This is a genomic window from Catenulispora sp. GP43, assembly GCF_041260665.1.
In the GTDB taxonomy this organism is placed as follows: domain Bacteria; phylum Actinomycetota; class Actinomycetes; order Streptomycetales; family Catenulisporaceae; genus Catenulispora.
Genome location: NZ_JBGCCT010000013.1, coordinates 149,494 through 171,093 on the forward strand (window position 1 = coordinate 149,494; position 21,600 = coordinate 171,093).

The 21,600-nt window shown below is 70.0% G+C and carries 17 protein-coding genes; 12 read left to right on the forward strand and 5 right to left on the reverse strand.

Annotated features, from left to right (window positions below):
• The first annotated feature begins 128 nt into the window (after positions 1–128).
• Together pepN and ABH926_RS26070 are read left to right on the forward strand one after the other, a co-directional pair.
• A complete protein-coding gene (gene pepN / locus ABH926_RS26065; RefSeq protein WP_370368383.1) occupies positions 129–2,729 on the forward strand; it encodes an aminopeptidase N in 2,601 nt (866 codons plus the stop codon).
• Positions 2,730–2,810: 81 nt separating this feature from the next.
• Positions 2,811–3,251 carry a hypothetical protein gene (locus ABH926_RS26070; RefSeq protein ID WP_370368384.1) on the forward strand — a complete coding sequence of 147 codons (441 nt, stop codon included), beginning with the start codon at positions 2,811–2,813 and terminating at the stop codon, positions 3,249–3,251.
• Between the two features lie 206 nt (positions 3,252–3,457).
• On the opposite strand, the gene ABH926_RS26075 is transcribed toward ABH926_RS26070, so the two are convergent.
• Positions 3,458–4,267 (reverse strand): DeoR/GlpR family DNA-binding transcription regulator, encoded by an 810-nt coding sequence (locus ABH926_RS26075; protein ID WP_370368385.1) that lies wholly within the window; start codon positions 4,265–4,267, stop codon positions 3,458–3,460.
• A 360-nt stretch (positions 4,268–4,627) separates the two neighbouring features.
• Here ABH926_RS26075 and ABH926_RS26080 point away from each other — a divergent pair, with 360 nt between their 5' ends.
• The 6 genes from ABH926_RS26080 to ABH926_RS26105 all read left to right on the forward strand — a co-directional run bounded on the left by ABH926_RS26080 (position 4,628) and on the right by ABH926_RS26105 (position 11,069).
• Positions 4,628–5,950, forward strand: a complete 1,323-nt coding sequence (locus ABH926_RS26080) for an ABC transporter substrate-binding protein (RefSeq protein WP_370368386.1) — start codon at positions 4,628–4,630, stop codon at positions 5,948–5,950.
• 9 nt (positions 5,951–5,959) lie between these two features.
• Positions 5,960–6,958, forward strand: a complete 999-nt coding sequence (locus ABH926_RS26085; protein WP_370368387.1) for a carbohydrate ABC transporter permease — start codon at positions 5,960–5,962, stop codon at positions 6,956–6,958.
• On the forward strand, positions 6,958–7,773 hold the full coding sequence (locus ABH926_RS26090; protein WP_370368388.1) for a carbohydrate ABC transporter permease: 816 nt from the start codon (positions 6,958–6,960) through the stop codon (positions 7,771–7,773). Before ABH926_RS26085 ends, ABH926_RS26090 begins: the two co-directional genes overlap by 1 nt.
• Before the next feature lie 74 nt (positions 7,774–7,847).
• Positions 7,848–8,756, forward strand: a complete 909-nt coding sequence (locus tag ABH926_RS26095; RefSeq protein ID WP_370368389.1) for an SIS domain-containing protein — start codon at positions 7,848–7,850, stop codon at positions 8,754–8,756.
• 35 nt (positions 8,757–8,791) lie between these two features.
• Entirely contained in the window at positions 8,792–10,120 is a 1,329-nt protein-coding gene (locus ABH926_RS26100) for an alpha-glucosidase/alpha-galactosidase (protein ID WP_370368390.1), read from the forward strand.
• Between the two features lie 40 nt (positions 10,121–10,160).
• Positions 10,161–11,069: a carbohydrate kinase family protein gene (locus ABH926_RS26105; protein ID WP_370368391.1), complete on the forward strand. Its 909-nt coding sequence runs from the start codon at positions 10,161–10,163 to the stop codon at positions 11,067–11,069.
• Positions 11,070–11,115: 46 nt separating this feature from the next.
• On the opposite strand, the gene ABH926_RS26110 is transcribed toward ABH926_RS26105, so the two are convergent.
• Positions 11,116–12,006 (reverse strand): LysR family transcriptional regulator, encoded by an 891-nt coding sequence (locus ABH926_RS26110; protein WP_370368392.1) that lies wholly within the window; start codon positions 12,004–12,006, stop codon positions 11,116–11,118.
• 94 nt (positions 12,007–12,100) lie between these two features.
• On the opposite strand from ABH926_RS26110, the gene ABH926_RS26115 reads away from it, so the two are divergent.
• Positions 12,101–12,844: a glucose 1-dehydrogenase gene (locus ABH926_RS26115; protein ID WP_370368393.1), complete on the forward strand. Its 744-nt coding sequence runs from the start codon at positions 12,101–12,103 to the stop codon at positions 12,842–12,844.
• A 21-nt stretch (positions 12,845–12,865) separates the two neighbouring features.
• Here the strand turns inward: ABH926_RS26115 and ABH926_RS26120 are convergent, their stop codons facing one another.
• Entirely contained in the window at positions 12,866–13,837 is a 972-nt protein-coding gene (locus tag ABH926_RS26120; protein ID WP_370368394.1) for an alpha/beta fold hydrolase, read from the reverse strand.
• Between the two features lie 263 nt (positions 13,838–14,100).
• Between ABH926_RS26120 and ABH926_RS26125 the strand changes: the two genes are divergently transcribed.
• Positions 14,101–14,754: a LysE family translocator gene (locus tag ABH926_RS26125; RefSeq protein ID WP_370368395.1), complete on the forward strand. Its 654-nt coding sequence runs from the start codon at positions 14,101–14,103 to the stop codon at positions 14,752–14,754.
• 13 nt (positions 14,755–14,767) lie between these two features.
• Here the strand turns inward: ABH926_RS26125 and ABH926_RS26130 are convergent, their stop codons facing one another.
• Positions 14,768–16,975 carry a carbohydrate-binding module family 20 domain-containing protein gene (locus ABH926_RS26130; RefSeq protein ID WP_370368396.1) on the reverse strand — a complete coding sequence of 736 codons (2,208 nt, stop codon included), beginning with the start codon at positions 16,973–16,975 and terminating at the stop codon, positions 14,768–14,770.
• Positions 16,976–17,370: 395 nt separating this feature from the next.
• Between ABH926_RS26130 and ABH926_RS26135 the strand changes: the two genes are divergently transcribed.
• On the forward strand, positions 17,371–19,068 hold the full coding sequence (locus ABH926_RS26135) for a hypothetical protein (protein ID WP_370368397.1): 1,698 nt from the start codon (positions 17,371–17,373) through the stop codon (positions 19,066–19,068).
• A gap of 26 nt (positions 19,069–19,094) precedes the next feature.
• Positions 19,095–20,594 carry a glycoside hydrolase family 43 protein gene (locus ABH926_RS26140; protein WP_370368398.1) on the forward strand — a complete coding sequence of 500 codons (1,500 nt, stop codon included), beginning with the start codon at positions 19,095–19,097 and terminating at the stop codon, positions 20,592–20,594.
• Here the strand turns inward: ABH926_RS26140 and ABH926_RS26145 are convergent.
• Positions 20,591–21,562: an acetylxylan esterase gene (locus ABH926_RS26145; RefSeq protein WP_370368399.1), complete on the reverse strand. Its 972-nt coding sequence runs from the start codon at positions 21,560–21,562 to the stop codon at positions 20,591–20,593. The genes ABH926_RS26140 and ABH926_RS26145 overlap by 4 nt on opposite strands.
• Positions 21,563–21,600: the final 38 nt, after the last annotated feature.

Sequence of the window (21,600 nt, forward strand, 5' to 3'; positions counted from 1 at the left end):
CCGGTTTCACCGGCAGCCCGGTCGCCGGGCTGCCGGTCCACGACCATGCGCTCCCGTTAACGCCAGCGTTCATCCCGATGCCGTGCCAGGATCGGGGGAACTCATGACGATCGACAAGGAGCCATGCGGTGAGGCGCGGTACGAACCTGGCCCACGAGGAAGCGCGTGAGCGCGCGGCGCTGGTGGACGTTCAGTCCTACGAGGTGAGTCTGGACTGGTCGGGGGCCCCCGATCCGGAGGCCGCGACATATCCGTCGGAAACGGTGGTGGTGTTCACCGCGCGGACCCCCGGCGCGTCGACCTTCATCGACCTGATCGCCCCGAACGTCCGCGCGATCAGGTTCAACGGCCGGGACCTGGATCCCGCCGAGGCGTTCCAGGACAGCCGGATCGCGCTGACGGACCTGCGGACGGAGAACGTGCTGCGGGTGGTCGCCGACTGCGCGTACATGAACACCGGCGAGGGTCTGCACCGGATGTTCGATCCGGTGGACGGCGAGGTGTACCTGTACACGCAGTTCGCCTCACCGGACTCGCGGCGGGCGTTCGCGGTGTTCGAGCAGCCGGACTTGAAGGCCACCTTCGCCTTCACGGTGCGGGCGCCGGAGACGTGGCAGGTCTTCTCTAACTCGCCTACGCCGGAGTCGCAGTCGCAGTCGGAGCCGCACTCGCACGGGGACGGCGCCGCGGTGTGGGTCTTCGAGCCGACGCCGCGGATCTCGTCGTACGTCACGGCCGTGGCCGGCGGGAAGTACCACGTCGCGCGTTCGGAGCACACCACCAAGCGCGGGCAGAAGATCCCGCTGGCGGTGGCGGTGCGGGCATCGCTGGCCGAGTACCTGCGTCCGGAGGAGATCTTCGAGGTCACCGGGCAGGGGTTCGACTTCTTCACCGAGAAGTTCGACCGCGACTATCCGTTCGGGAAGTACGACCAGTTGTTCGTGCCGGAGTTCAACTTCGGTGCGATGGAGAATCCCGGGTGTGTCACGTTCCGCGAGGAGTTCATCTTCCGGTCGAAGGTCACGGCCATCTCGTACGAGACGCGCGCCGAGGTCATCCTGCATGAGATGGCGCATATGTGGTTCGGTGACCTGGTCACCATGCAGTGGTGGAACGACCTCTGGCTGAACGAGTCGTTCGCCACCTTCAGTGCTTTTTACGCGCAGGTCGCCTCGACCCGTTTCAAGGACGCGTGGACGACGTTCGCCAACGCCAACAAGACTCGGGGCTACCGCCAGGACCAGTTGCCCAGCACGCACCCGATCGTCGCGGAGATCCGCAACCTCGAGGACGTGAAGGGCAATATCGACGACATCACCTATGCCAAGGGTGCTTCGGTTCTGAAGCAGCTGGTGGCCTGGGTCGGTGACGAGCAGTTCTTCGAGGGGCTGCGTCGATACTTCGAACGGCACGCCTGGGGCAACACCACGTTGGCCGACCTGCTCGCCGCGCTTGAGGAGAGCTCCGGCCGCGACCTGAGGGCATGGTCGGAGCTCTGGTTGGAGACCGCTGGTCCGAACACTCTGCGGCCGGTGTATGAGGTCGATGACGCGGGCAACTTCACCTCTTTCGCCGTTGAGCAGGAGGGCTTCTCCGAGCAGTTCCCGACGCTGCGTCCGCACCGTTTGGCGATCGGTTTGTACAACATGGTCGAGGGCGCGTTGGTGCGTACCGACCGGGTGGAGCTGGACGTCACCGGCGCCCGCACCGACGTGGCCGACCTGGTCGGCAAGGCCCGCCCGGCGCTGGTGCTGCTCAACGACGACGACCTCACCTTTGCCAAGATCCGCCTGGACGAGCATTCAATGGCGACGTTGGCGGAGCATGTCGGTGATTTCGCCGAGTCGCTGCCGCGGACCCTGTGCTGGGGCGCTGCCTGGGACATGCTGCGCAACGCCGAGCTGGCCGCGCGCGACTACCTCAAGCTGGTGCTGAGCGGGATCGGCCGGGAGTCCGACATCGGCGTGGCGCAGCTGCTGCAGCGGCAGGCCAAGTCCGCGGTGGAGCTGTTCGCCGACCCGGCGTGGCGCCCGACCGGCCAGGCGCTGGTGGCCGACGCCTCCTGGGAGCACCTGAAGGCCGCCGAGCCCGGTTCGGACTTCCAGCTCGCCTGGGTCCGCTCCTTCGCCGAGAATGCGGCCACTGATGAGCAGCTGGCGTCCATTGCCGCCCTGCTGGAGGGCTCGATAGTGCTCGACGGCCTGACGGTCGACACCGAGCTGCGCTGGACCCTGCTGATGGCCCTGGTGGTCGGCGGCAAGGCGGACGTCCCGGAGATCGAGGCCGAGCTGGAGCGCGACAAGACCGCCACCGGCGAGCGCTACGCCCTCCGCTCCCGCGCCGCACGGCCGACCGCCGAGGCCAAGGCCGAGGCGTGGGCGTCGGTCGTGGACGGGGACACCCTGGCCAACCACACCGTGGCCTCGGTCATCGCAGGCTTCCAATCGGTCCCGGCCGACAAGCGCGAGGAACTACTCAAGCCGTACCTCGCGACGTACTTCACGGTGCTGGAAGGCATCTGGGAATCCCGCACCCACGAGATCGCCGCCCAGATCGCCACCGGCCTGTACCCGGCCTCCGCGATCGAGCAGGCCACCCTGGACGCCACCGACGCCTGGCTGGCCGCGCGACAGCCGGCGCCGGCCCTGCGGCGGCTGGTCATCGAGGCCGCGGACACGGTCACGCGGGGTTTGCAGGCGCAGGCTGTGGACCGGGCCGCAGGGTGCTGAGCGGGAATTCTGATGTCTGAGCACCAGCGGTTGTCCCGGTCGTCGTTCCGGCGCCTCCACCCGATGTCGCGGCCTCGACCGATGCCCCTTGTGCCGGACCGGATCTGGTCCGACGACGACTGGGACCGGATCCAGGCCGGGTACCGCGCTCGGGACATGGACGAGAAGTGGAACGTGTTCGCCGAGGAGGACGTCGTCTACCTGCACCGCAGCTGGACGGGCTTCGGAGTCTACGCAGCGACGTTCGGCGCGGCGGAGGGCGGCGGCCGTCGGATCACCGAGGCCGTGGCCGAGGGCGACCGCGAGCGTCACCGCCCGGTGGACGACGAGTACGACTGCGTCATGCTCGAGATCGTGCTGAGTGCGATCGTGCTCGGCGAACCCGCGCAGGAGGCCCGTGAGCGTCTCGTCGCCCTGACTCGGAGGGCCGCGGGCGGGGCGAACGTCCCGGCCGGGGTCCTTCAGCACTCGGCGGTCGGCCTGCGGTCGGAACCTGTGAGGCCGCAGCCGGAGCGGCCATGACCGAACCAGCGCGATGGCCCGGCAGCCCGCTGCGCACCGAGAGCACTATCTGCGCCTGACCGTCTGCGCCATCAGCGCCTGACCGCCTGGGCCACGATCGCTCGCCGCACCATCCCGCTGCCGGCCGCCGCTCCTGCGCCGCAGTACCTGCCCGCCGCTCGCCGCCGCCCAGCCCGCCGCCCCAGCCCGCCGCCCGCCGAGAGCCCTCACCGCCGCACCGGCTCCGCGATCCGCACCGCCACCCCCTGCGCCGCGATCGCCTGCAGCTCCGCCGGATCGGCGCTCGTGTCCGTCACCAGCTGGTCGATCGCGTCCAGTCCGACCACGTGTGCCAGGTGCGTGCGGCCGATCTTCGAGCCGTCGGCGACCACCACGACGCGGCGGGCGCGGCCGATGATCACCGCGTTGGTGTGCGCCTCGACCTCGTCGTGGGTGGACAGGCCGCTGGCGGCGCTGATGCCGTCGATGCCTATGAACGCCGTGTCCACGTTGAAGCGGCCGACGATGGTCTCGGCCCAGGGGCCGACCATCTCGTAGGAGTTGGAGCGGGCCACGCCGCCGGTGACCACCAGTTTCACCTTCGGGCGGTTGACCAGGATGCCGGCGATGTTCAGGGCGTTGGTCACCACCGTCAGCTCGGTGCGGGTGGCCAGGAGCCGGGCCACCTCGCTGGTGGTGGTGCCGCCGTTGACCGCCACCACGTGGCGGCCCGGGGCCAGGGCTCGCAGGGCCATGCGCGCGATGGCCTGTTTGGCCGCGCGGCCGTGGTTGTCGCGGTAGCGGACCGGCAGTTCGTACGCGACGTCGCGGCCGACCGCGCCGCCGCGGGTGCGGACCAGCAGGTTCTGGTCGTCCAGCAGGGTCAGGTCGCGGCGGATGGTGGCCACGGAGACGCCGAGTTCGCGCGCCGCGGTGGCGACGTCCACGCTGCCGCCGTAGGCCAGCCGGTCCAGGATCGCGGTGACGCGGTCGGAACGGTGCATGGTCGGGATGTGCTTGCTGTGATGATCGGACATCAGCGGGCATCGATGAGGCTCACGGTGAGCTCCACAGTGCTGGTGGGCACGACCCCGCCTCGGAAGCCGCGCGGCGATGCGCACGCGGTCCTGGCGACTCGGTCCGGGCTCGCGGCGGACGCGCCGACATACCGGATGGGCGTACCTCTGACGTCGCGTTTGCACGGCGACTGCCCCCGATGCTACGCGTGCGCCCGGATGCTGCCAAGAACTTGCTCAACGCGCGACGTTGCGTGCGTCTGCGAGCATCCCCGGTGAGCGAAACGTGCGTGGATCTTGTGAGTTCGGTGTGCGGGGTTCTTGAATGACGGAACTCTTCCGTCCCCGTTCCCTCCGTCTTCTCCGCCTGGGAGGCCTCCCGTGCACCCAAGAACGACACGCACACTCCGCTCGGCAGCCGCGGCCGTCACCGTCGCCGCGCTGGCGCTGACCGCCGGCTGCTCGTCGTCGTCCTCCTCCAAGGCGGCCGCGGATCCGGCCAAGCCGGTCACCATCACCGTGTGGACCGGGCAGGACGTCGCCCCCGAGAAGCTCCTGGAGGGCCTGGCCAAGCAGTTCCACCAGTCCCACCCGAACGTCACCGTCGACATCTCGCCCGGCGCGCCGACCACCGACCAGCTGCTGCCGAAGCTGACCGCCGCCTTCACCAGCGGCACCTACCCGGACATCTCGTACAACTTCGGCAGCTGGGCCACGCAGATGCAGCTGTCCGGCCGCACCCTGGACATCACCGACAAGGTCAAGGACCCGTCGGTGAAGTGGGAGGAGTTCCCGCCGGCGGCCCGGCAGACCGCCACGCCCAACGGCCATGTGATCGGCTTCCCGGCGGTCGTGGACAACCTGGCCCTGATGTACAACAAGAAGCTGTTCCAGGCCGCGGGCATCCCCGAGCCCACGAACAACTGGACCTGGGACGATTTCCGCGCTGCGGCCAAGAAGCTCACCGACCCGGCCAAGAACATATACGGCACCGCCTATTCGGTCTCCGGCACCGAGGACACAACCTGGCACTTCTGGCCGCTGCTGTGGCAGAAGGGCGGCAGCGTCCTGAACTCCGACAACACCAAGTCCGCCTTCGACTCCGACGCCGGCGTGGCCGCGCTGACGTTCCTGCAGCAGATGGCCGTGACCGACAAGTCCGTGTACCTCTCGCAGGACGACCAGAAGTACGCCGACCTGTTCAAGTCCGGCCTGATCGGCATGATCATGAGCGGGCCCTGGCAGCTGTCCGACAACGTCGCTGCCAACCTCGACTACGGCGTCACCTACCTGCCGTCCTTCGACGGCGACAACCACCAGACGATCTCCGGCCCCGACATCTGGACCCTGTACGACCACCACGACGCGAACCGCGCCTACTGGTCCTACCAGTTCGCGCAGTGGCTGACCTCGCAGGAGACCGACCCGCAGTTCAACCTGGCCACCGGCAACCTGCCGCTGCGCAGCAGCGAGGCCACCAGCCAGGAGTTCCAGGCCTACGCCAAGCAGTACCCCGGCGCGCAGACCCTCTTCGACAACCTGAAGAACGCCACCACCGCCCGGCCGACCGTCCCCGGCTACGTCGGCCTGTCCCAGGCCGTCGGGCAGGCGATCGCCAAGGTGCTGCAAGGGCAGGGCGATCCCAAGTCGGCGTTGCAGGACGCGGCCAAGGCCGCCGACGTCGCGCTGGCGCAAGCGGACTGAGGCGCGCCGATGAAACACGGAATCCTGATCTCCGACCACGAGAAGGCCGGGGGAGGCGCTCGGCGGCGGAACGCCCCGGTCGCAGACATCGACGATGGAGCGGCCCCCGCCAAGCCCAAGTGGACCGCGCGCCGCCGGCGCGTCATGGCCAACCTCACCGGCTGGTCCTTCGCCGCCCCGGCCACCCTGATCATCCTGGGCCTGACCCTGTTCCCCGCGGCCTGGGCCTTCCTGATCTCCCGCGAGCACTGGAACGGCATCACCCCGGCGCGCCAGATCGGCTGGGACAACTACCGCCTGATGGTGCAGGACCCGGACTTCAAGTCGGCCGTGAACCACACCGTGCTGTTCACTGTCCTGTACGTCCCGGTGGTGCTGGTCCTGGGCATGTTTTTGGCGATCGCGCTGAACCGCGGGATCCGCTTCATCGCGTTCTACCGCACCGCGCTGTTCGTGCCCCTGGTCGTCTCGGCCGCCGCCACCGGCATCCTGGCGAACTTCGTGTTCGACCAGCAGTTCGGCCTGGCGAACAACCTGCTGCGGGTGCTGCACCTGCCGCAGCAGGGGTTCCTGGCCGACCGGCACGAGGTCATGTGGGTCATAGCCCTGATCTACCTGTGGACCGACCTGGCGTTCTCGGTGATCGTCTACCTGGCCGCGCTCCAGGACATCCCGACCGACTGCCTGGAGGCCGCGCGCATCGACGGCGCCAACCGCTGGCAGCAGTTCCGGCACGTGATCCTGCCGAGCCTGGCGCCGGTCACGGTGTTCGTCGGCGTCTGGGAGACCATCTCGGTGCTGCAGATCTTCGAGCTGGTCCTGACCACCACGCACGGCGGGCCATTGGGCGCCAGCCAGACCATCGTCTACTTCATCTACAACCAGGCGTTCAACCTTTCCCGCTACGGATACGGATCGGCGGCCGCCTACACGCTGTTCGGCGCCACCCTGATCATCACCCTGGGACTGTTCGCGTACGCCCGGCGCAGCAAGATCGAGGCCTTCTGATGACGCGCAAGTTCAGCCGCTGGCATCTGCTCCTGATGCCGCTGTCCCTGGTGTTCCTGCTGCCGCTGGCACAGATGCTGCTGGCCTCGTTCACCTCGAACGCGGACATCAACCGCTTCCCGCCCCGGTTCTTCCCCTCCGCGCTGCACATCAGCGGCTACGTGCGGCTGTTCCGCGACGCGCCGGTCGGGCGGTGGATGCTGAACTCCGCGATCGTCTCGGGCATCGCGATCGTCAGCCACCTGATCCTGTGCTCCCTCGGCGGCTACGCCTATGCGCGGCTGTCCTTCCGGGGGCGGACCGTGGCGTTCGTGACGCTGGTGGCCACGATCATGATCCCGACGCAGATGCTGATGATCCCCACCTACTTCATGTTCACCCACCTGGGGCTCATCGACACCCTCGGCGCGGCGTTCGTGCCCTTCCTGACCTCGGCGTTCGGCGTGTTCCTGATGCGGCAGTTCTTCCTGTCCCTGCCCAAGGACCTGGAGGAGGCCGGCCGGATCGACGGGCTGACCACCTTCGGGGTGTTCTTCCGCATCGTGCTGCCGCTGGCCCGGCCGGCGCTGGCCACCCTGGCCGTGTTCACGCTGCTCAACTCCTGGAACGACCTGCTGTGGCCGCTGATCGCGATCAACGACCCGTCGAAGTTCACCATCCAGCTCGGGCTGATCAACTTCCAGGGCGCGCACCACATCGACTGGCAGGAGCTGATGGCCTGCAACGTCGTGGCCACCGCGCCGCTGATCCTCGGCTTCCTCATCGCCCAGCGGCAGTTCGTGCAGACCATGAGCATGTCCGGGCTCAAGGGCTGAACCGCGCCTTCCCGCCGCTCCTCTCCGCCGCTCCTCTTTCGCCGTACCCGAACGTCTTCCCCGAACGGAGTCACATGTCTTCCTTCGTCACCGCCGAACTGGCCGACCAGCCGCGCAGCTGGCGGCGGGCCGCCGAGCTGGCCGGCACCGCGGCGGGCCTGCCCGAGCCCGGCGAACGCGTGGCCGTCGTCGGCTGCGGGACGTCCTGGTTCATGGCCCAGGCCTACGCCGGGCTGCGCGAGGCCTCCGGCGCCGGGGAGACCGACGCCTTCACCGCCTCCGAGCTGCCGGCCGGCCGCGACTACCACCGCGTTCTGGCCCTGAGCCGGTCCGGCACCACCACCGAGGTCCTGGACGTCCTGGCCGCCGCGACCGCGCCGACCACCCTGATCACCGGCGTCGCCGACTCCCCGGCCCCGGCGCTGGCCGGCGCCACGATCGTGCTGGACTTCGCCGACGAGCGCTCGGTGGTCCAGACCCGCTTCGCCACCACCACCCTGATCCTGCTGCGCGCGCACCTCGGCGAGGACGTGACGCAGGCGATCGCCGACGCCGAGACGGCGGTCGGCGGGCCGCTGCCGGCCGGGGTGGCCGACCGCACCCAGTTCACGTTCCTGGGCGCCGGCTGGACCACCGGCCTGGCCGCCGAGGCCGCGCTGAAGATGCGCGAGGCGGCGCTGGCCTGGTCGGAGTCGTACCCGGCCATGGACTACCGGCACGGCCCGATCGCCATCACCGACGAGAACTCAGCGGTCTGGATGTTCGGCGCCGCCCCCGAGGGCCTGGCCGAACAGGTCGGTGCCACCGGCGGGCTGTGGGTCCGCCAGGACCTCGACCCGCTCGCCTCGCTGGTCCAGGCCCAGCGCCTGGCCCTGGAACTGGCCGTCCGGCGTGGTCTGGACCCGGACGCCCCGCGGCACCTGACCCGCTCGGTGATCCTGCGCCCGCCCAACGCCTCGGCCGCTACCGCCGCCTCAGCCTGATCTTTCTCCACCAATCTCCCGAAAGAGAATCCCGCGTGATCCGCATCGCCTTCGTCGGCGCCGGCTCGGTGGTCTTCACCCGGCAGCTGCTGCACGACATCCTGTCCTACCCCGAGCTGTCCGGAGCGGCCATAGCACTGCACGACATCGACCCCGAACGCCTGCAGGTCGCCGCCGCCCTGGCCGACCACGCCGTGCGCACCACCGGCGCCGAGGTGACCGTCACGGCCACCACCGACCGCCGCGCGGCGCTCGCCGGCGCCGACGCGGTGGTCAACATGATCGCCGTCGGCGGGCACCGGGCCACCGTCACCGACTTCGAGATCCCGGCCGCCGCCGGCCTGCGCCAGACCATCGGCGACACCCTGGGCGTCGGCGGCATCTTCCGCGCCCTGCGCACCTTCCCGGTGCTGAAGTCCCTGGCCGAGGACATGGCCGAGGTTTGCCCGCAGGCCTGGCTGCTGAACTACACCAACCCGATGGCCATGAACATCCAGTACCTGACCGCGATCGCGCCGAAGCTGAAGGTCGCGGGCCTGTGCCACTCGGTGTACTGGACCGTGCGCGGACTCTGCGACATCATCGGCGTCCCGCACGACGAGGTCGACGTCCTGTCCGCCGGCGTCAACCACCAGGCCTGGATCCTGCGCTGGCAGCACCGCGGCCGCGACCTCTACCCGGACCTGGACGCCGCCATCGCCGCCGACGCGGACCTGGCCCGCCGCGTCCGCGTCGACATGTACCGCCGCCTGGGCTACTACCCGACCGAGACCAGCGAGCACTCCAGCGAATACGTGCCCTGGTACCTCGGCCACACCAGCGAGATCGCCCGCCTGCGCATCCCCGTCGGCGACTACATCGGCATCAGCGCGGAGAACCTGGCCGAGTACAAGGAGCTGCGCAAGGTGGTCGCCGACGGCGGCGACCCGGTCGGCGGCTGGGAGAGCGACGCCGCCGAATACGCCCCGCAGGTCATCCACAGCCTGGTCACCGGCACACCCCGCACCATCCAGGTCACCACTCCCAACACCGGCCTGATCAGCAACCTGCCAGAGGGGGCGGCGGTGGAGGTCCCGGCGACCTTGGACCGCCTGGGCGTGCACCCGCACCACGTCGGAGCACTGCCGCCGCAACTGGCCGCGCCGAACCGGCACTTCCTGAACGTGGTCGACCTGGTGGTGGCCGCGGCGCTGGAAGGCGACCCCCGGCACATCCGGCACGCGGCGATGGCCGACCCGGCGACGGCCGCGACGCTGACGGTCGAGGAGATCTGGAGCCTGTGCGACGCGATGGTCGAGGCGCACGGCGATGCGCTGCCCGAGCCGCTGCGGCGCGCGCCGGTGGTGGCGGGGGGTGCTCGGTGAGGGAGTTCGGCGGAGCATCAGCTTCGGGGCTGAGCCTGCTGTGACCGCCTTCGATCTCCTCGTCGTCGGCGATGCGAACCCTGATGTCCTGCTCGCCGGCGCTCCAGCGGTTCCGCCGTATGGCCAGGCCGAGACCTTGGTGGCGTCCGGCACCCTCGCCCTCGGCGGCTCCGCGGCCATCGTCGCCCACGGCGCCGCCCGCCTCGGCATCTCCACCGCGCTGGCCGCGCAGGTCGGCCGCGACGCCGCCGGCGACTTCGTCCTGGACACGCTCACCTCCGCCGGCGTCGACATCACCGCCGTCACGCGCCATCCCGACCTGCCCACCGCCCTGACCGTCTGCCTCGGCGGCCCCGACGGCGACCGCGCCATCCTCACCGCCCCCGGCTGCCTGGCCGCCTTCGACCCCCGGGAGCTGCCCCCGGCCCGGCACATCCACGCCGCGTCCTACTTCCTCCAACCGAACCTGGCGGCCCGCCTCCCAGAGCTGTTCCGCACCGCGACAGCGACCACCTCCCTCGACACCAACCACGACCCCTCCGGCCGCTGGCAGCTGGCCCCCGGCCTGCTCGAGGCCTGCGACTACGTCCTGCCCAACGAGGCCGAAGCCCTGGCCCTGACCGGCACCACGTCCGTGGACGAGGCGCTGAAGGCCTTCGCGGAAAGCGGCGTCACCCCCGTCGTCAAACGAGGCCGCCACGGCGCCGCGGCCCAGCACGCCGGCCAGACCCACACCGCGCGCCTCGCCCCGCTCGAGCCCGTCGACACCGTCGGCGCCGGCGACAGCTTCGACGCCGGCTTCCTGGCCGCGCTGCTCAACGGCGAGGGCCTGGATCGGGCCCTCGCCGTCGGGTGCGCCTGCGGCGCCCTGTCCACGCAAGGCCTCGGCGGCACCGCCGCTCAGCCGACGTGGGAGCAGGCCGTCGCGCTCGGCCTCAGCCCTGGCTGAAGGTGCTCGGCGCGGTGCGCGTCGCCCTGGACGCACTCGAGGCGCGCTACTTCGCCACCGGCGTCTCCGAGCCGCTGGCGCCGCCGCCGATCGCGGCCTGAGCGGCCTCGTGGAACGACTCCGCCAGCGCGGAGTCGTCCTCGGCACGGGTCGCGGCCACGACCCGGGACGGCTCGATGCCGTGCAGCGGGACGGTCACCAGATCGGTCCGCAAGGTGCTGCGGCGCTCGCCGGCCGGGAGCACGGCGACCGAGTGGCCGCCGGCGACCAGTTCGAGCTTGTCCTCGAAGCTGTCCTCGCCGCTCACGGCCGGCGGCCCGGCCGCCGTCGGAATCGGTGTGCCCCACATCGCCGGGCTGTAGCGGCAGGGGACCAGGCGCTCGTCGGCGAGATCGGCGAGGTCGAGGGAATCCTTGCCGGCCAGCCGGTGACTGCGTGGCAGCACGGCCACATGGGGCTCGTCGTAGAGCACGGTGACGCGGAGTCCGCCGGCGGCCTGCGGCAACGGCAGCCTGGTGACCAGCGCGTCGACCCGGTGTTGCGCCAGCGCGTCCAGGTCGCGCCATTCCAGGTGGCGGCTGCGGACCAGCGCGCCGGGATGGCGTCGGCGCAGCTCCCGCACGGCCGGGGTGACGACGAGGTCGCCGACATGGCCGATCACGAGCGTGCCGGCCGGTGCGGCCCGCACCGCCTGCGCCGCGCGCTGCGCCGTGGTCAGCAGGGTTCGTGCATAGGGCAGGAACTCCTCACCCGCCGCGGTGAGGCTGACGCCCTGCGGCGTGCGGTCGAACAGGCGCGCGCCGAGCTCGTGCTCCAGCCGCTGGATCTGGCGGCTCAGCGCCGGCTGCGCCACATGCACCGCGGCCGCCGCCTTGCCGAAGCCGCCGTGTTCCACGACGGCGGTGAAGTAGCGCACCAGCCGCAGGTCGAGATCCATTCGTCCAGCGTACGTCGGGTCATACGACTGCGGCATGACCCCATCCCGACCAGGTCTTGGACGGCGGCCCGGGGCCGGGCTTTGACTGGCGTCCATGAACGAATACGAGGGCAAGAACGTGGTCATCACCGGCGGAAGCAGCGGCTTCGGGCTGGTCACGGCGCAGATGCTGGTGGACGCCGGAGCACGGGTGATGATCACCGGCCGCACGCCCGAGGCGCTGGAAGCCGCGCAAGAGCAGCTCGGCGACGCCGCAGTGGCGGTGCGCGGCGACGTCGCCGACCTGGCCGACCTGGAGGCGCTCGCCGAGCGGGCCGAGGCGGAGTTCGGGGCGCTGGACGCGGTGTTCGTGAACGCCGGGATCACGCGCTTCATGCCGTTCGAGGCGATGACCGAGGCGGTGTACGACGAGGTGTTCGCCACGAACGTGAAAGGCGCTTACTTCACGGTGCAAAAGCTTGCACCGCTCTTGCGCGAGGGGAGCGCGGTGGTGCTGACGACGTCGGTGGCGAACGTCAAGGGCATCGAGGCGATCAGCGCTTACGCGGCGAGCAAGGCCGCCGTCCGGTCGATGACGCGGAGCCTGGCGGCAGAGCTGATGCCGCGCGGGGTTCGGGTCAACGCGATCAGCCCGGGTCCGATCGACACCGGGATCCTGGCCAAGGTGATGCCGAAGGAGACCGCCGACGAGGTCGTGGCGCAGTTTCGGGCCGGCAACCCGATGGGGCGGGTCGGGGATTCGCGGGAGATCGCGAAGGCTTTCGCGTTCCTGGCGTTCGACGCCACCTTCACGACCGGCGCGGAGCTGGTCGTGGATGGTGGCGTCACACAGCTGTGATCCCCTCTTCCTTCTGCCGCCTCAGTCCCGCAGGGATTCCAGCCAGCTGACCAGTAGCCGGCTGACCTCCTCGGGGCGCTCCTGCTGGAGCCAGTGGCCGCAACCGTCGAGGATGTGTGCGGCGCTGAGAGCGGGCAGCGTGTGCGGGAAGGCCTCGATCGCGTCGGCCAGCCAGGTGGTGGAGGCGTCCAGGGCACCGCCGATGAACAGGGACGGCTGCGTGATCGGGGCGCCGTCGAACGCGGCGAGGTCCTTCCAGTCGCGGTCCACGGCGCGGTAGCGGTTGAGCGCTCCGGTCAGGCCGGTGCGCTCGAACTCCGCGGCGGCGTGGTCGAGGTCGGCTTCGGTGAGCCAGGCCGGGAGGCGGCCGGCGGGGAAGCGGTCGCGGAGCCGGCCGCCGTTGCCGCCACCCCTTGTTACAAAGTACGGCGACGGCTCGCCGGGCCCCGGCATGGTGTCGGCGGACAGCGCCGCGTAGAACCCGGCGAGCCAGCCCCGCACATCGGGCTCGATCTCACCCTCGGCCCGCCCGGCCTCCTGGAAGTAGCTGACGTAGAACTCTTCCTCGCCGCCCATCTGTGCGAACACGTCGCTGGGGCGCGGCCCGCCGCGCGGCGCGTAGGGGACGCTCAGCATCCCGACAGCCCGGAACACGTCCGCCCGCAGCAGCGCCGCGTTCGCCGCGATGCCCGCACCCCAGTCGTGCCCGATGACGACAGCATTGCTTTCCTCGAGCGCCTCCACCACGGCGGCGCAGTCCTCGACCAACTCCACCATCCGATACGCCGCCGGATCCGCGGGCTTCGACGACCGGCCGTACCCGCGGACATCGAGCGCCACGGCCCGGTACCCAGCGTCCGCGATCACCGGCAGCTGCCGCCGCCAGGAGTACCAGGACTCGGGAAAGCCGTGCACCAGCAGCACGAGCGGGCCGACCCCCTGCTCCACCAGATGGATCCGTCCTGCCGGCGACGCGACGACGCGGTGCTTCATGATGCCTCCTGAGGTGTTGCTGACACATGGCGATCATGCGCTGGGTCGTCGTGCGGCGCCAAAGGCCGTTGCCGTTCCGGCAAAGGCCCAGCGCGGCGTCACGCGTAGCGGCCGATCTGCTGGCCGATGGTCCAGGGCATGTCCTCCTGACCGCCGCCACGCCGCCCCCGAAAACCACTGGCCCCGAAGCCCACCCCCGCGCATAATCGCCCACCTGGCGCCGGTGACCCCCGCACCGCGCCCGAACAACCGCGGGAGGCCCGATGGTCACGCTGTCGCAACTCATGCTCGTCGCGGGTGCGGCGCTGATCTTCGCGCTGGTGCCGGGGCCGGCGGTGGTGTTCATTGTGACGCGCAGCGTTGACCAGAGCCGGCGGGCTGGGATGGCTTCGGGGCTCGGGGTGGCGTGCGGGAACCTGGCGCTGGTGCTCGCGGCGGCGTTCGGGCTGTCGGCGCTGCTGGCGACCTCGGAGATCGCCTACAACGTGGTGCGCTTCGCCGGGGCCGGCTACCTGGTGTACCTCGGGGTACGGCGGCTGGTGGACCGGTCGGTGCCCTCCGAGGCGGGGGACGTGGCGCCCAAGCCCCTGTCGCGCCTGTACGGCCAGGGTGTGGTCGTCGGGGTGCTCAATCCCAAGGCGGCGCTGTTCTTCTTCTCGTTCCTGCCGCAGTTCGTGGACCAGGGGCACGGTGCGGTGGCCGCGCAGATGCTCGTCCTGGGCACCCTCGTCGTGGCGATCACGCTGGTCAGCGACTGCTGCTACGCGGCGTTGGCCGGCGGCGTCGCGCAGACCTTGCTGCGCAAGCCGAAGGTGGTACGGCGCCAGCAGATCGTCGCCGGGTGCGTGTACATCGGGCTGGGCATCGCCGCGGCGGTCAGCGGGCCCTCGCACTCGACCACTGCGAAGGCCCGATGAGCAAGACCGGCGACTACTTCCAGCTGTCGTTCACCGTCACCGATCCCGAAGCCCCGGTGCTGTACGTGCGATTGGCCCCGGACTCCCACTCGACCGAGCCGTCCGGATCCTTCTTGATGTACTTGTACGAGAACGCTGTGTTCGGCGGCAGCGTCACCGTCGCGCTCCACACCGGGTAGGACACCGAAGACAGCGCGACAGCGTTCGACGTGTTCCAGCTCCCCAGCGCCGGTATAGAGCCGACGACGTAGACGTTCTGCCCGTACCGCGTCGTAGCGTTCACCGAGAACGTCGCGCTCACCGTCGAACTCGCCCCGTGCCAGGTGTCCGTCAGCGTCGCGGCGGCGGTGCCGGTGGTCGCGCTGTGGTTCGGGTCAAGCTCCCACGTGACGTTCCCATTGGCGTCCTTGGCGATGTACTTGTACTGGAACGCCGTCGAAGCGGGCAGCGTGACCGTCGCCGACCACTGCGAACCGTTCTGCGCCAGCGGGATCGCCGAGGCCGGGGCCCAGTTCCCGAGTGCCGGCAGCGAACCGACCAGGTAGATCGGGGCGCTGCTCGGGGCGCCGGTCACGGTGAACGTCTCCGCGACCTGCCCAGACGGAAGTGTCGACGAGGAGGAGGGGGAAGAAGGAGATGAGGAGGGAGAAGAAGAGGAAGAACTCGGCGGCGGCCCCGAAGACCCGACCATCGCGTCGACATCGATGGCGACCGCATCCTTGGCCGCAGTGCTCACCGTCGCAGTCCCCGAAGCGCTGACCACAACCGTCGGCCCCGTGCAGGATCCGTTGGCGAAGTCCCCATGCACCAAGTCGCAGTACGTCCCGGCCGGCAGCCCGGTCTGGTAGCTGTTGCTCACCGTCGAGTTCTCGTTGTTCACCGAGATCCACCCGGCCGACCCGCGTGAGAACGCGATCGCGTTGTTCCCGTCGCTCCACCAGTTCCCGACCGCCTGCCCGCGCGTGGCGTTGTGGAACCCGACCAGATTCGCCACCCCCTGATTACGGTCCAGGCACTCCCACACCCCGGTCCCGCACACCGTCCCGGTCACGAAACCGTTCGCGTCGGCCGGCGGCGACTGGTCGTTGTCGCTGTAGTCGAACCCGGAGTACACCGACGGCGTGCTGCCCCAGCCGTACGCGAGCTCGAACTCGGTGGCCAGCGTGTACGTCGCGCCGTCCTTATAGCTCAGCGCTGTCCCGTTGCGCTCCAGGTCGTGGTTGGTGACCATGACCGCGTCCGACGCCGACGGCTCGAAACCCTGCCCGAAGTTCTGCAGGCTGCTGATCGAGCCGAGGAACGCGCTGCGGATGCCGTAGGCGTAGTCGAAGCCCAGCACGTTGCCGTTGCCCTCGAACGCCGCTGGCGCGAGCGCGCCGCTCCCGCCGGGCATGACCTCCTGGAAGACGTACGGCCGCATCCCGGCGTTCGTGTCGTTGGTCTTGGCCAGGATCGCGGCCATATCGGCCTGCGCGATGTGCTTGGCCGAGTCCATCCGGAAGCCGTCGACGCCGTAGCCCTCCAGCTTGTTCAGGTAGCCGGCGAGCTTGGTGCGCACGTCGTCCTGCTCGGTGTACAGGTCCGACAGCGACAGCAGCTGGCACTCCTGGACCTGCGTGACGTTGTTCCAGTCCTTGATGCTCAGGTCGGAGTTCGGGCACGGCGGGTCGAAGTGGAAGTCCGAGCTCGTATAGCCCATCGAGCCGTAGGTGTAGGTCGCCGGGTTGAACGAGTCGCCGCCATAGGAGTCGGTCGAGGTCTGGTTCGACCCGGCGGTGTGGTTCAGGACCGCGTCCACGTACACCTTCACGCCGGCGGCGTGGCACGCCGAGACCATCGAGGCGAACTGCGCCTCGCTGCCCATCCGGCTGTTCAGGTCGTATCCCACCGGCTGGTAAACGTCCCACCAGGAGTGGGACGAGCCGGCCAGCCGGATCGAGTCCTGCGGCGGCGCGACCTGCACCGCGCCGTAGCCCTTCGGCCCCAGGACGGTCGCGCACTCGGTGGCGACGGAGGGCCAGTTCCATTCGAAGAGGTTCGCGATGACGTCGTTCGACGACGCCGAGGAGTCGGCGGCAGCGGCATCGGCGGCGCGCGCTGTGTGGGCCGGGTTGAAAGACGTGCTGAAAGCGACCGCGCTGGCGACCAGCGCGCCCGCCGCGGCCAGTGCGGCCAGGCCTGATGTCCGGGCGCGCGGACGCGTCCGTAGGGACGAACTCATGGACGAGGAGCCTTTCGGGATCTTCGGAGAACCGACGGGATGGCAAGGCCGCGGCCGCTGACCTGGAGGCGCACCAGGAAGAGTGCTCCCGGCCCGGCGAGGGAGTCAACGTCCTTTCGTCAACTTTCTGAAACTTGCAAGAGATCTTGGCGACAGCCGCAGGTCATCACGACGACACCGGCTCCGACAGGCCCCTGATTGCAAGACGGGTAAGGGGCGCACCCGGACATCGGGGCTTGAGGGGTCGCCGCGAGCAAGTCATCGAAGCGCTTCGCTTGCCGTGACACTCTTGTGCCGACCATGTCGCGGGCTTAACCTCGTCGCAATGTTGAAGCGCTTCGACAGTCTTGCGGTCGGCGCCCAGACACACACATCCGTCCCGATGGAGGGGTCCCATGGCGAGTCCGCACGTCTTCTCCCGCCGCCAGGTGTTCAAGACCTCCGCGGCCCTCGGCGGCGCGATAGCCGCCGCGCCGCTGCTGTCCGCCTGCGGTTCCGGCAAGGCCGCGGCCAAGGCCAGCGGTGCCGCGGCTCCCGCCGCCGTCAAGTCGGTCCTGCCGACCTACAAGGCGTCCACCCTGGTCACGCCCGACATCCCGCCGGTGTCCGGGGTGAACGGCGCGGCCAGCGATCCCGGGTTCCTGGCCTTCCCGGCCACCCCGGCCAAGTCGGTGACCGGCCCGGTCGGCGCCGGCGGCAGCTATCGGGCGGTCACCCCGCTGTGGGGCTCGGTGCCGCCGGCGAGCAACGACTACTACACCGCGGTGAACCAGGCCATCGGGGCGTCGCTGACCGACGAGCCCGCCGACGGCACCACCTACGCCACGATGCTGGCCACCCGCTTCGCCTCGGGCAACGTCCCGGACTGGCTGGACATCCCGGGCTGGAACACCCAGGGGATCCAGAACTTCGCCGAGGGCGTCGACAAGTACTTCAAGGACCTGACACCGTACCTGGCCGGGGACAAGATCCTCGACTACCCGAACCTCGCCGCCATCCCTACCGGCGGCTGGCAGGCCGGGGTGTGGAACGGCAAGCTCTACGGCATCCCGCTGTGGACCTCGGCCGGCCTGTTCGCCGGGATGATCTACTACCGCGGCGACATCTTCAAGACCGCCGGCATCGACGCCTCGAGCGTCACCTCCGCCGACAAGCTGTTCGAGCTCGGCAAGGAGCTGACCGACACCTCCAAGGGCCAGTACGCGTTCGACGACCTCGGCGTCTACCTGTTCCAGGTCTTCAACATCACCGCCTCCACCACCGGCACCGGCTTCAAGCAGGACAGCTCCGGCAAGCTGATCAGCAAGTACGAGCAGCCGCAGTTCCTGGAGTACCTGGCCTTCGCCAGCAAGGTGGCCAAGAGCGGATACATGCACCCCGACGCGCTGTCCGGCGACTCCTCCAAGGCCGACAACCGCTTCTGGGCCGGCAAGTCCGTCATCTCCGCGGGCGGTACCGGCGCCTGGAACAAGGCCGACGCGCTCAGCGGCATCGCCGCGAACCGGGACTACGAGCGCCAGGGCTTCAAGGTCTTCGCCTTCGACGGCGGCAAGCCCTCGATCGGGCTCGGCGCCGGCGCCGGCATGTTCTCGTACTTGACCAAGAAGCTCACCGACGCCCAGGTCAAGGAGCTGCTGCGGATCGCGGACTACCTGGCCGCGCCGTTCGGCACCCAGGAGTACCTGGTGTCCCGGTACGGCAGGGAAGGCACCACCTACACCGTCACCGCCGCCGGGCCGGCGCTCAACGACGAGGGCAACAAGGTCGTCACCGACACCTACGACCAGCTGGCCAACTGCCAGTCGATCACCTTCAACTCCGGCTACAACCAGATCACCAAGGACTACGCGGCCTGGCAGGCCGACGCCGTCCAGCACGCCTACAAGCCCTTGTTCTACGCCATGAACATCACCGAGCCCGAAGAGACCGCCAAGGCGAACACGGCGCTGGAGTCGGTCATCACCGACGTGAAGTACGGCCGCAAGACCGTGGCGGATTACCAGGCGGCGCTGAGCACCTGGGTCACGGCCGGCGGCGATCCGTTGCGCACGTTCTACGACGGCATCATCAAGCAGTACGGGACAGGGAACTGAGAGCGGCCGAGCCCACCGAGGCCATCATGAGCGACATGATCACGAACCCCGTCCTGCCCGGCTTCCACCCCGACCCGAGCATCTGCCGGGTGGGGGAGGACTACTACCTGGTGTGCTCCAGCTTCGAGTACTTCCCCGGCGTGCCGATCTTCCACAGCACCGATCTACTGACCTGGACACAGATCGGCAACGTGCTGGACCGGCCGAGTCAGCTGCCGCTGGCCGGCGCCGCCTCCTCCGGCGGGATCTACGCCCCGACGCTGCGATACCACGACGGCCGGTTCCACCTCATCGTCACCAACGCCAGCCCCGGCCAGGGCAACCTGCTGGTCACCGCCACCGATCCGGCCGGCCCCTGGTCCGAGCCGGTCATGCTGCCCGGGGTGCCGGGGATCGATCCGGATCTGGCGTGGGACGAGGACGGCGCCTGCTGGTGCACGGTCGCCGGCGTCTCCCAGATCCGCCTCGACCCGGCCACCGGCCAGACGCTCGGCGAGCCGCGCCGCCTCTGGTCGGGGACGCCGGGCGCCAAGGCGCCGGAGGCCCCGCACCTGTACCGGATCGGGGAGTACTGGTACCTGCTGATCGCCGAAGGCGGCACCGAGCGCGGGCACGGCGTCTCGATCGCCCGCGGACCGGCGCCGAGCGGGCCGTTCGAACCGTGCCCGGCCAACCCGATCCTGACACACCGCAGCACCGACGACCCGGTCCAGAACACCGGCCACGCCGATCTGGTGCAGGCACCGGACGGATCCTGGTGGATGGTGTTGCTCGGCGTCCGCCCCGGCGGCGGCACCCCCGGCTGGCACGTCCTGGGCCGCGAGACGTTCCTGGCCCCGGTCACCTGGGCCGACGACGGCTGGCCGGTGGTGGGCGAGCTCACCAGCGGAGCGCCGACGATGCCCGCGCCGGGCCGGGACGACTTCGACGACAGCCAGTTGGCACCGCAGTGGTTGTCCATCCGCGAGCGACTTGACGGCGACTGCACGACCGGCGAGCGGCCGGGCTGGCTGACGCTGCGTGCCCGAGGCGCCTCCCTCGACGACCCCGACGTCGTGTTCCTCGGCCGCCGCCAGCAGCACCTCTCCTGCCGGATCAGGACCCTGGCGGACGCCGCGGACGGGGTCGGCGGCCTGGCCGTCCGCCTCGACGAGCGCCACCATTACGAGATCGAGGCGTCGGCCGGCCAGGTGCGGGTGATCGCCCGGATCGGACCGCTGCGCACCGTCGTGGCGACCGCGGCGGTTCCCGCCGGGCCGGTGGTGCTGGGCATCGACGTGATCGCGAATACCGAGATCCAGGACCCCCGCACCGGGCCGGACACCGTCGTGCTCGGCATCCAGGGTCAGGATCGCGAGTTCGCCGCGCTGGCCGAGCTGGACGGCCGGTACCTGTCCACCGAGGTGGCCGGTGGTTTCACCGGCCGGGTCATCGGTGCCTATGCCGCCAGCGGAGCCGTCCGCTTCGACTACATCGACTACATCGACTACATCGGGGACATCGGCGACATCGACCACATCGACTAGATCCTCGCGGCGAACTCCAAGGCGCGCGCTACCTGATGGGCCCCGCCGCCCTCATGACCGTTGTACGGATAGACCTCGATCTCCTTCGGCCCCGCGTAGTGGTTGAACGAGGCGAAGACGGTCGAGGGCGGGCAGATGTCGTCCATCAACGCCACCGAATACAGCGCGGGGGCGGTGGCGCGCGCCGCGAAGTTCACGCCGTCGGCGTAGGAGATGGTCTCGAAGACCCGCTCCACCTTGTCCCGGTGGACCTTGCAGAACTCTGCGATCTCCTTGTACGGGTAGCCGTCGGTGATCTCGGTGGCGTGCCGGATGTGCTGCATGAACGGCACGTCGGCGACCACCCCGGCCACCTCGCCGGCGACGTCGTCGGCCAGCCCCGCCACGGCCAGCGCGATGCCGCCGCCCTGGCTGCCGCCGGCCACCAGCACGCGCGCCGGGTCCACGGACGGATGCGTCCGCGCGGTCTCCAGCGCGCGCACCGCGTCGGTGTACAGACGCCGGTAGTAGTACGTGTCGCGGTCCAGCACCCCGCGCGTGGTGAACCCCGGGTGGGAGTTGCCGGCCGGGCCCTCGTCCGGGGTGTCCCCGACCTGCCAGGCGCTGCCTTGGCCGCGGGTGTCCATGATCAGGTGCGCGTAGCCGGCGCTGGCCCACACCAGGCGCTCGTGGGGCAGCCCGCGGCCGCCGCCGTAGCCGACGTATTCCACGACCGCCGGCAGCGGTCCGGTGGCGTTCGCGGGGCGCAGCAGCCAGCCCCTGACCGGCTGCCCGCCGAAGCCGTTGAAGGTCACATCTTCGACCTCGACGGTGCGCAGAGGGCTCGCGACCGGCTCGAACCGCGCGTCGAGTGGGAAGGCGCGCGCCGCCGCGAGGGTGGCGGCCCAGAAGGCGTCGAAATCGGCGGGTTCGGCGCGCGCGGGGAGGTAGTCGCGGAGCTCGTTCAAGGTCATGTCGACGAAGGCCATGAGGGAGCAAGATAGTGTCGAACACGTTCGCTGTCACC

Coding starts and splice junctions, on each gene's coding strand:
- ABH926_RS26070 (WP_370368384.1), top strand. CDS start 2,811: ATGCCCCTTGTGCCGGACCGGATCTGGTCCGACGACGACTGGGACCGG.
- ABH926_RS26075 (WP_370368385.1), bottom strand. CDS start 4,267: ATGTCCGATCATCACAGCAAGCACATCCCGACCATGCACCGTTCCGAC.
- ABH926_RS26085 (WP_370368387.1), top strand. CDS start 5,960: ATGAAACACGGAATCCTGATCTCCGACCACGAGAAGGCCGGGGGAGGC.
- ABH926_RS26090 (WP_370368388.1), top strand. CDS start 6,958: ATGACGCGCAAGTTCAGCCGCTGGCATCTGCTCCTGATGCCGCTGTCC.
- ABH926_RS26095 (WP_370368389.1), top strand. CDS start 7,848: ATGTCTTCCTTCGTCACCGCCGAACTGGCCGACCAGCCGCGCAGCTGG.
- ABH926_RS26110 (WP_370368392.1), bottom strand. CDS start 12,006: ATGGATCTCGACCTGCGGCTGGTGCGCTACTTCACCGCCGTCGTGGAA.
- ABH926_RS26115 (WP_370368393.1), top strand. CDS start 12,101: ATGAACGAATACGAGGGCAAGAACGTGGTCATCACCGGCGGAAGCAGC.
- ABH926_RS26120 (WP_370368394.1), bottom strand. CDS start 13,837: ATGAAGCACCGCGTCGTCGCGTCGCCGGCAGGACGGATCCATCTGGTG.
- ABH926_RS26125 (WP_370368395.1), top strand. CDS start 14,101: ATGGTCACGCTGTCGCAACTCATGCTCGTCGCGGGTGCGGCGCTGATC.
- ABH926_RS26130 (WP_370368396.1), bottom strand. CDS start 16,975: ATGAGTTCGTCCCTACGGACGCGTCCGCGCGCCCGGACATCAGGCCTG.
- ABH926_RS26135 (WP_370368397.1), top strand. CDS start 17,371: ATGGCGAGTCCGCACGTCTTCTCCCGCCGCCAGGTGTTCAAGACCTCC.
- ABH926_RS26140 (WP_370368398.1), top strand. CDS start 19,095: ATGAGCGACATGATCACGAACCCCGTCCTGCCCGGCTTCCACCCCGAC.
- ABH926_RS26145 (WP_370368399.1), bottom strand. CDS start 21,562: ATGGCCTTCGTCGACATGACCTTGAACGAGCTCCGCGACTACCTCCCC.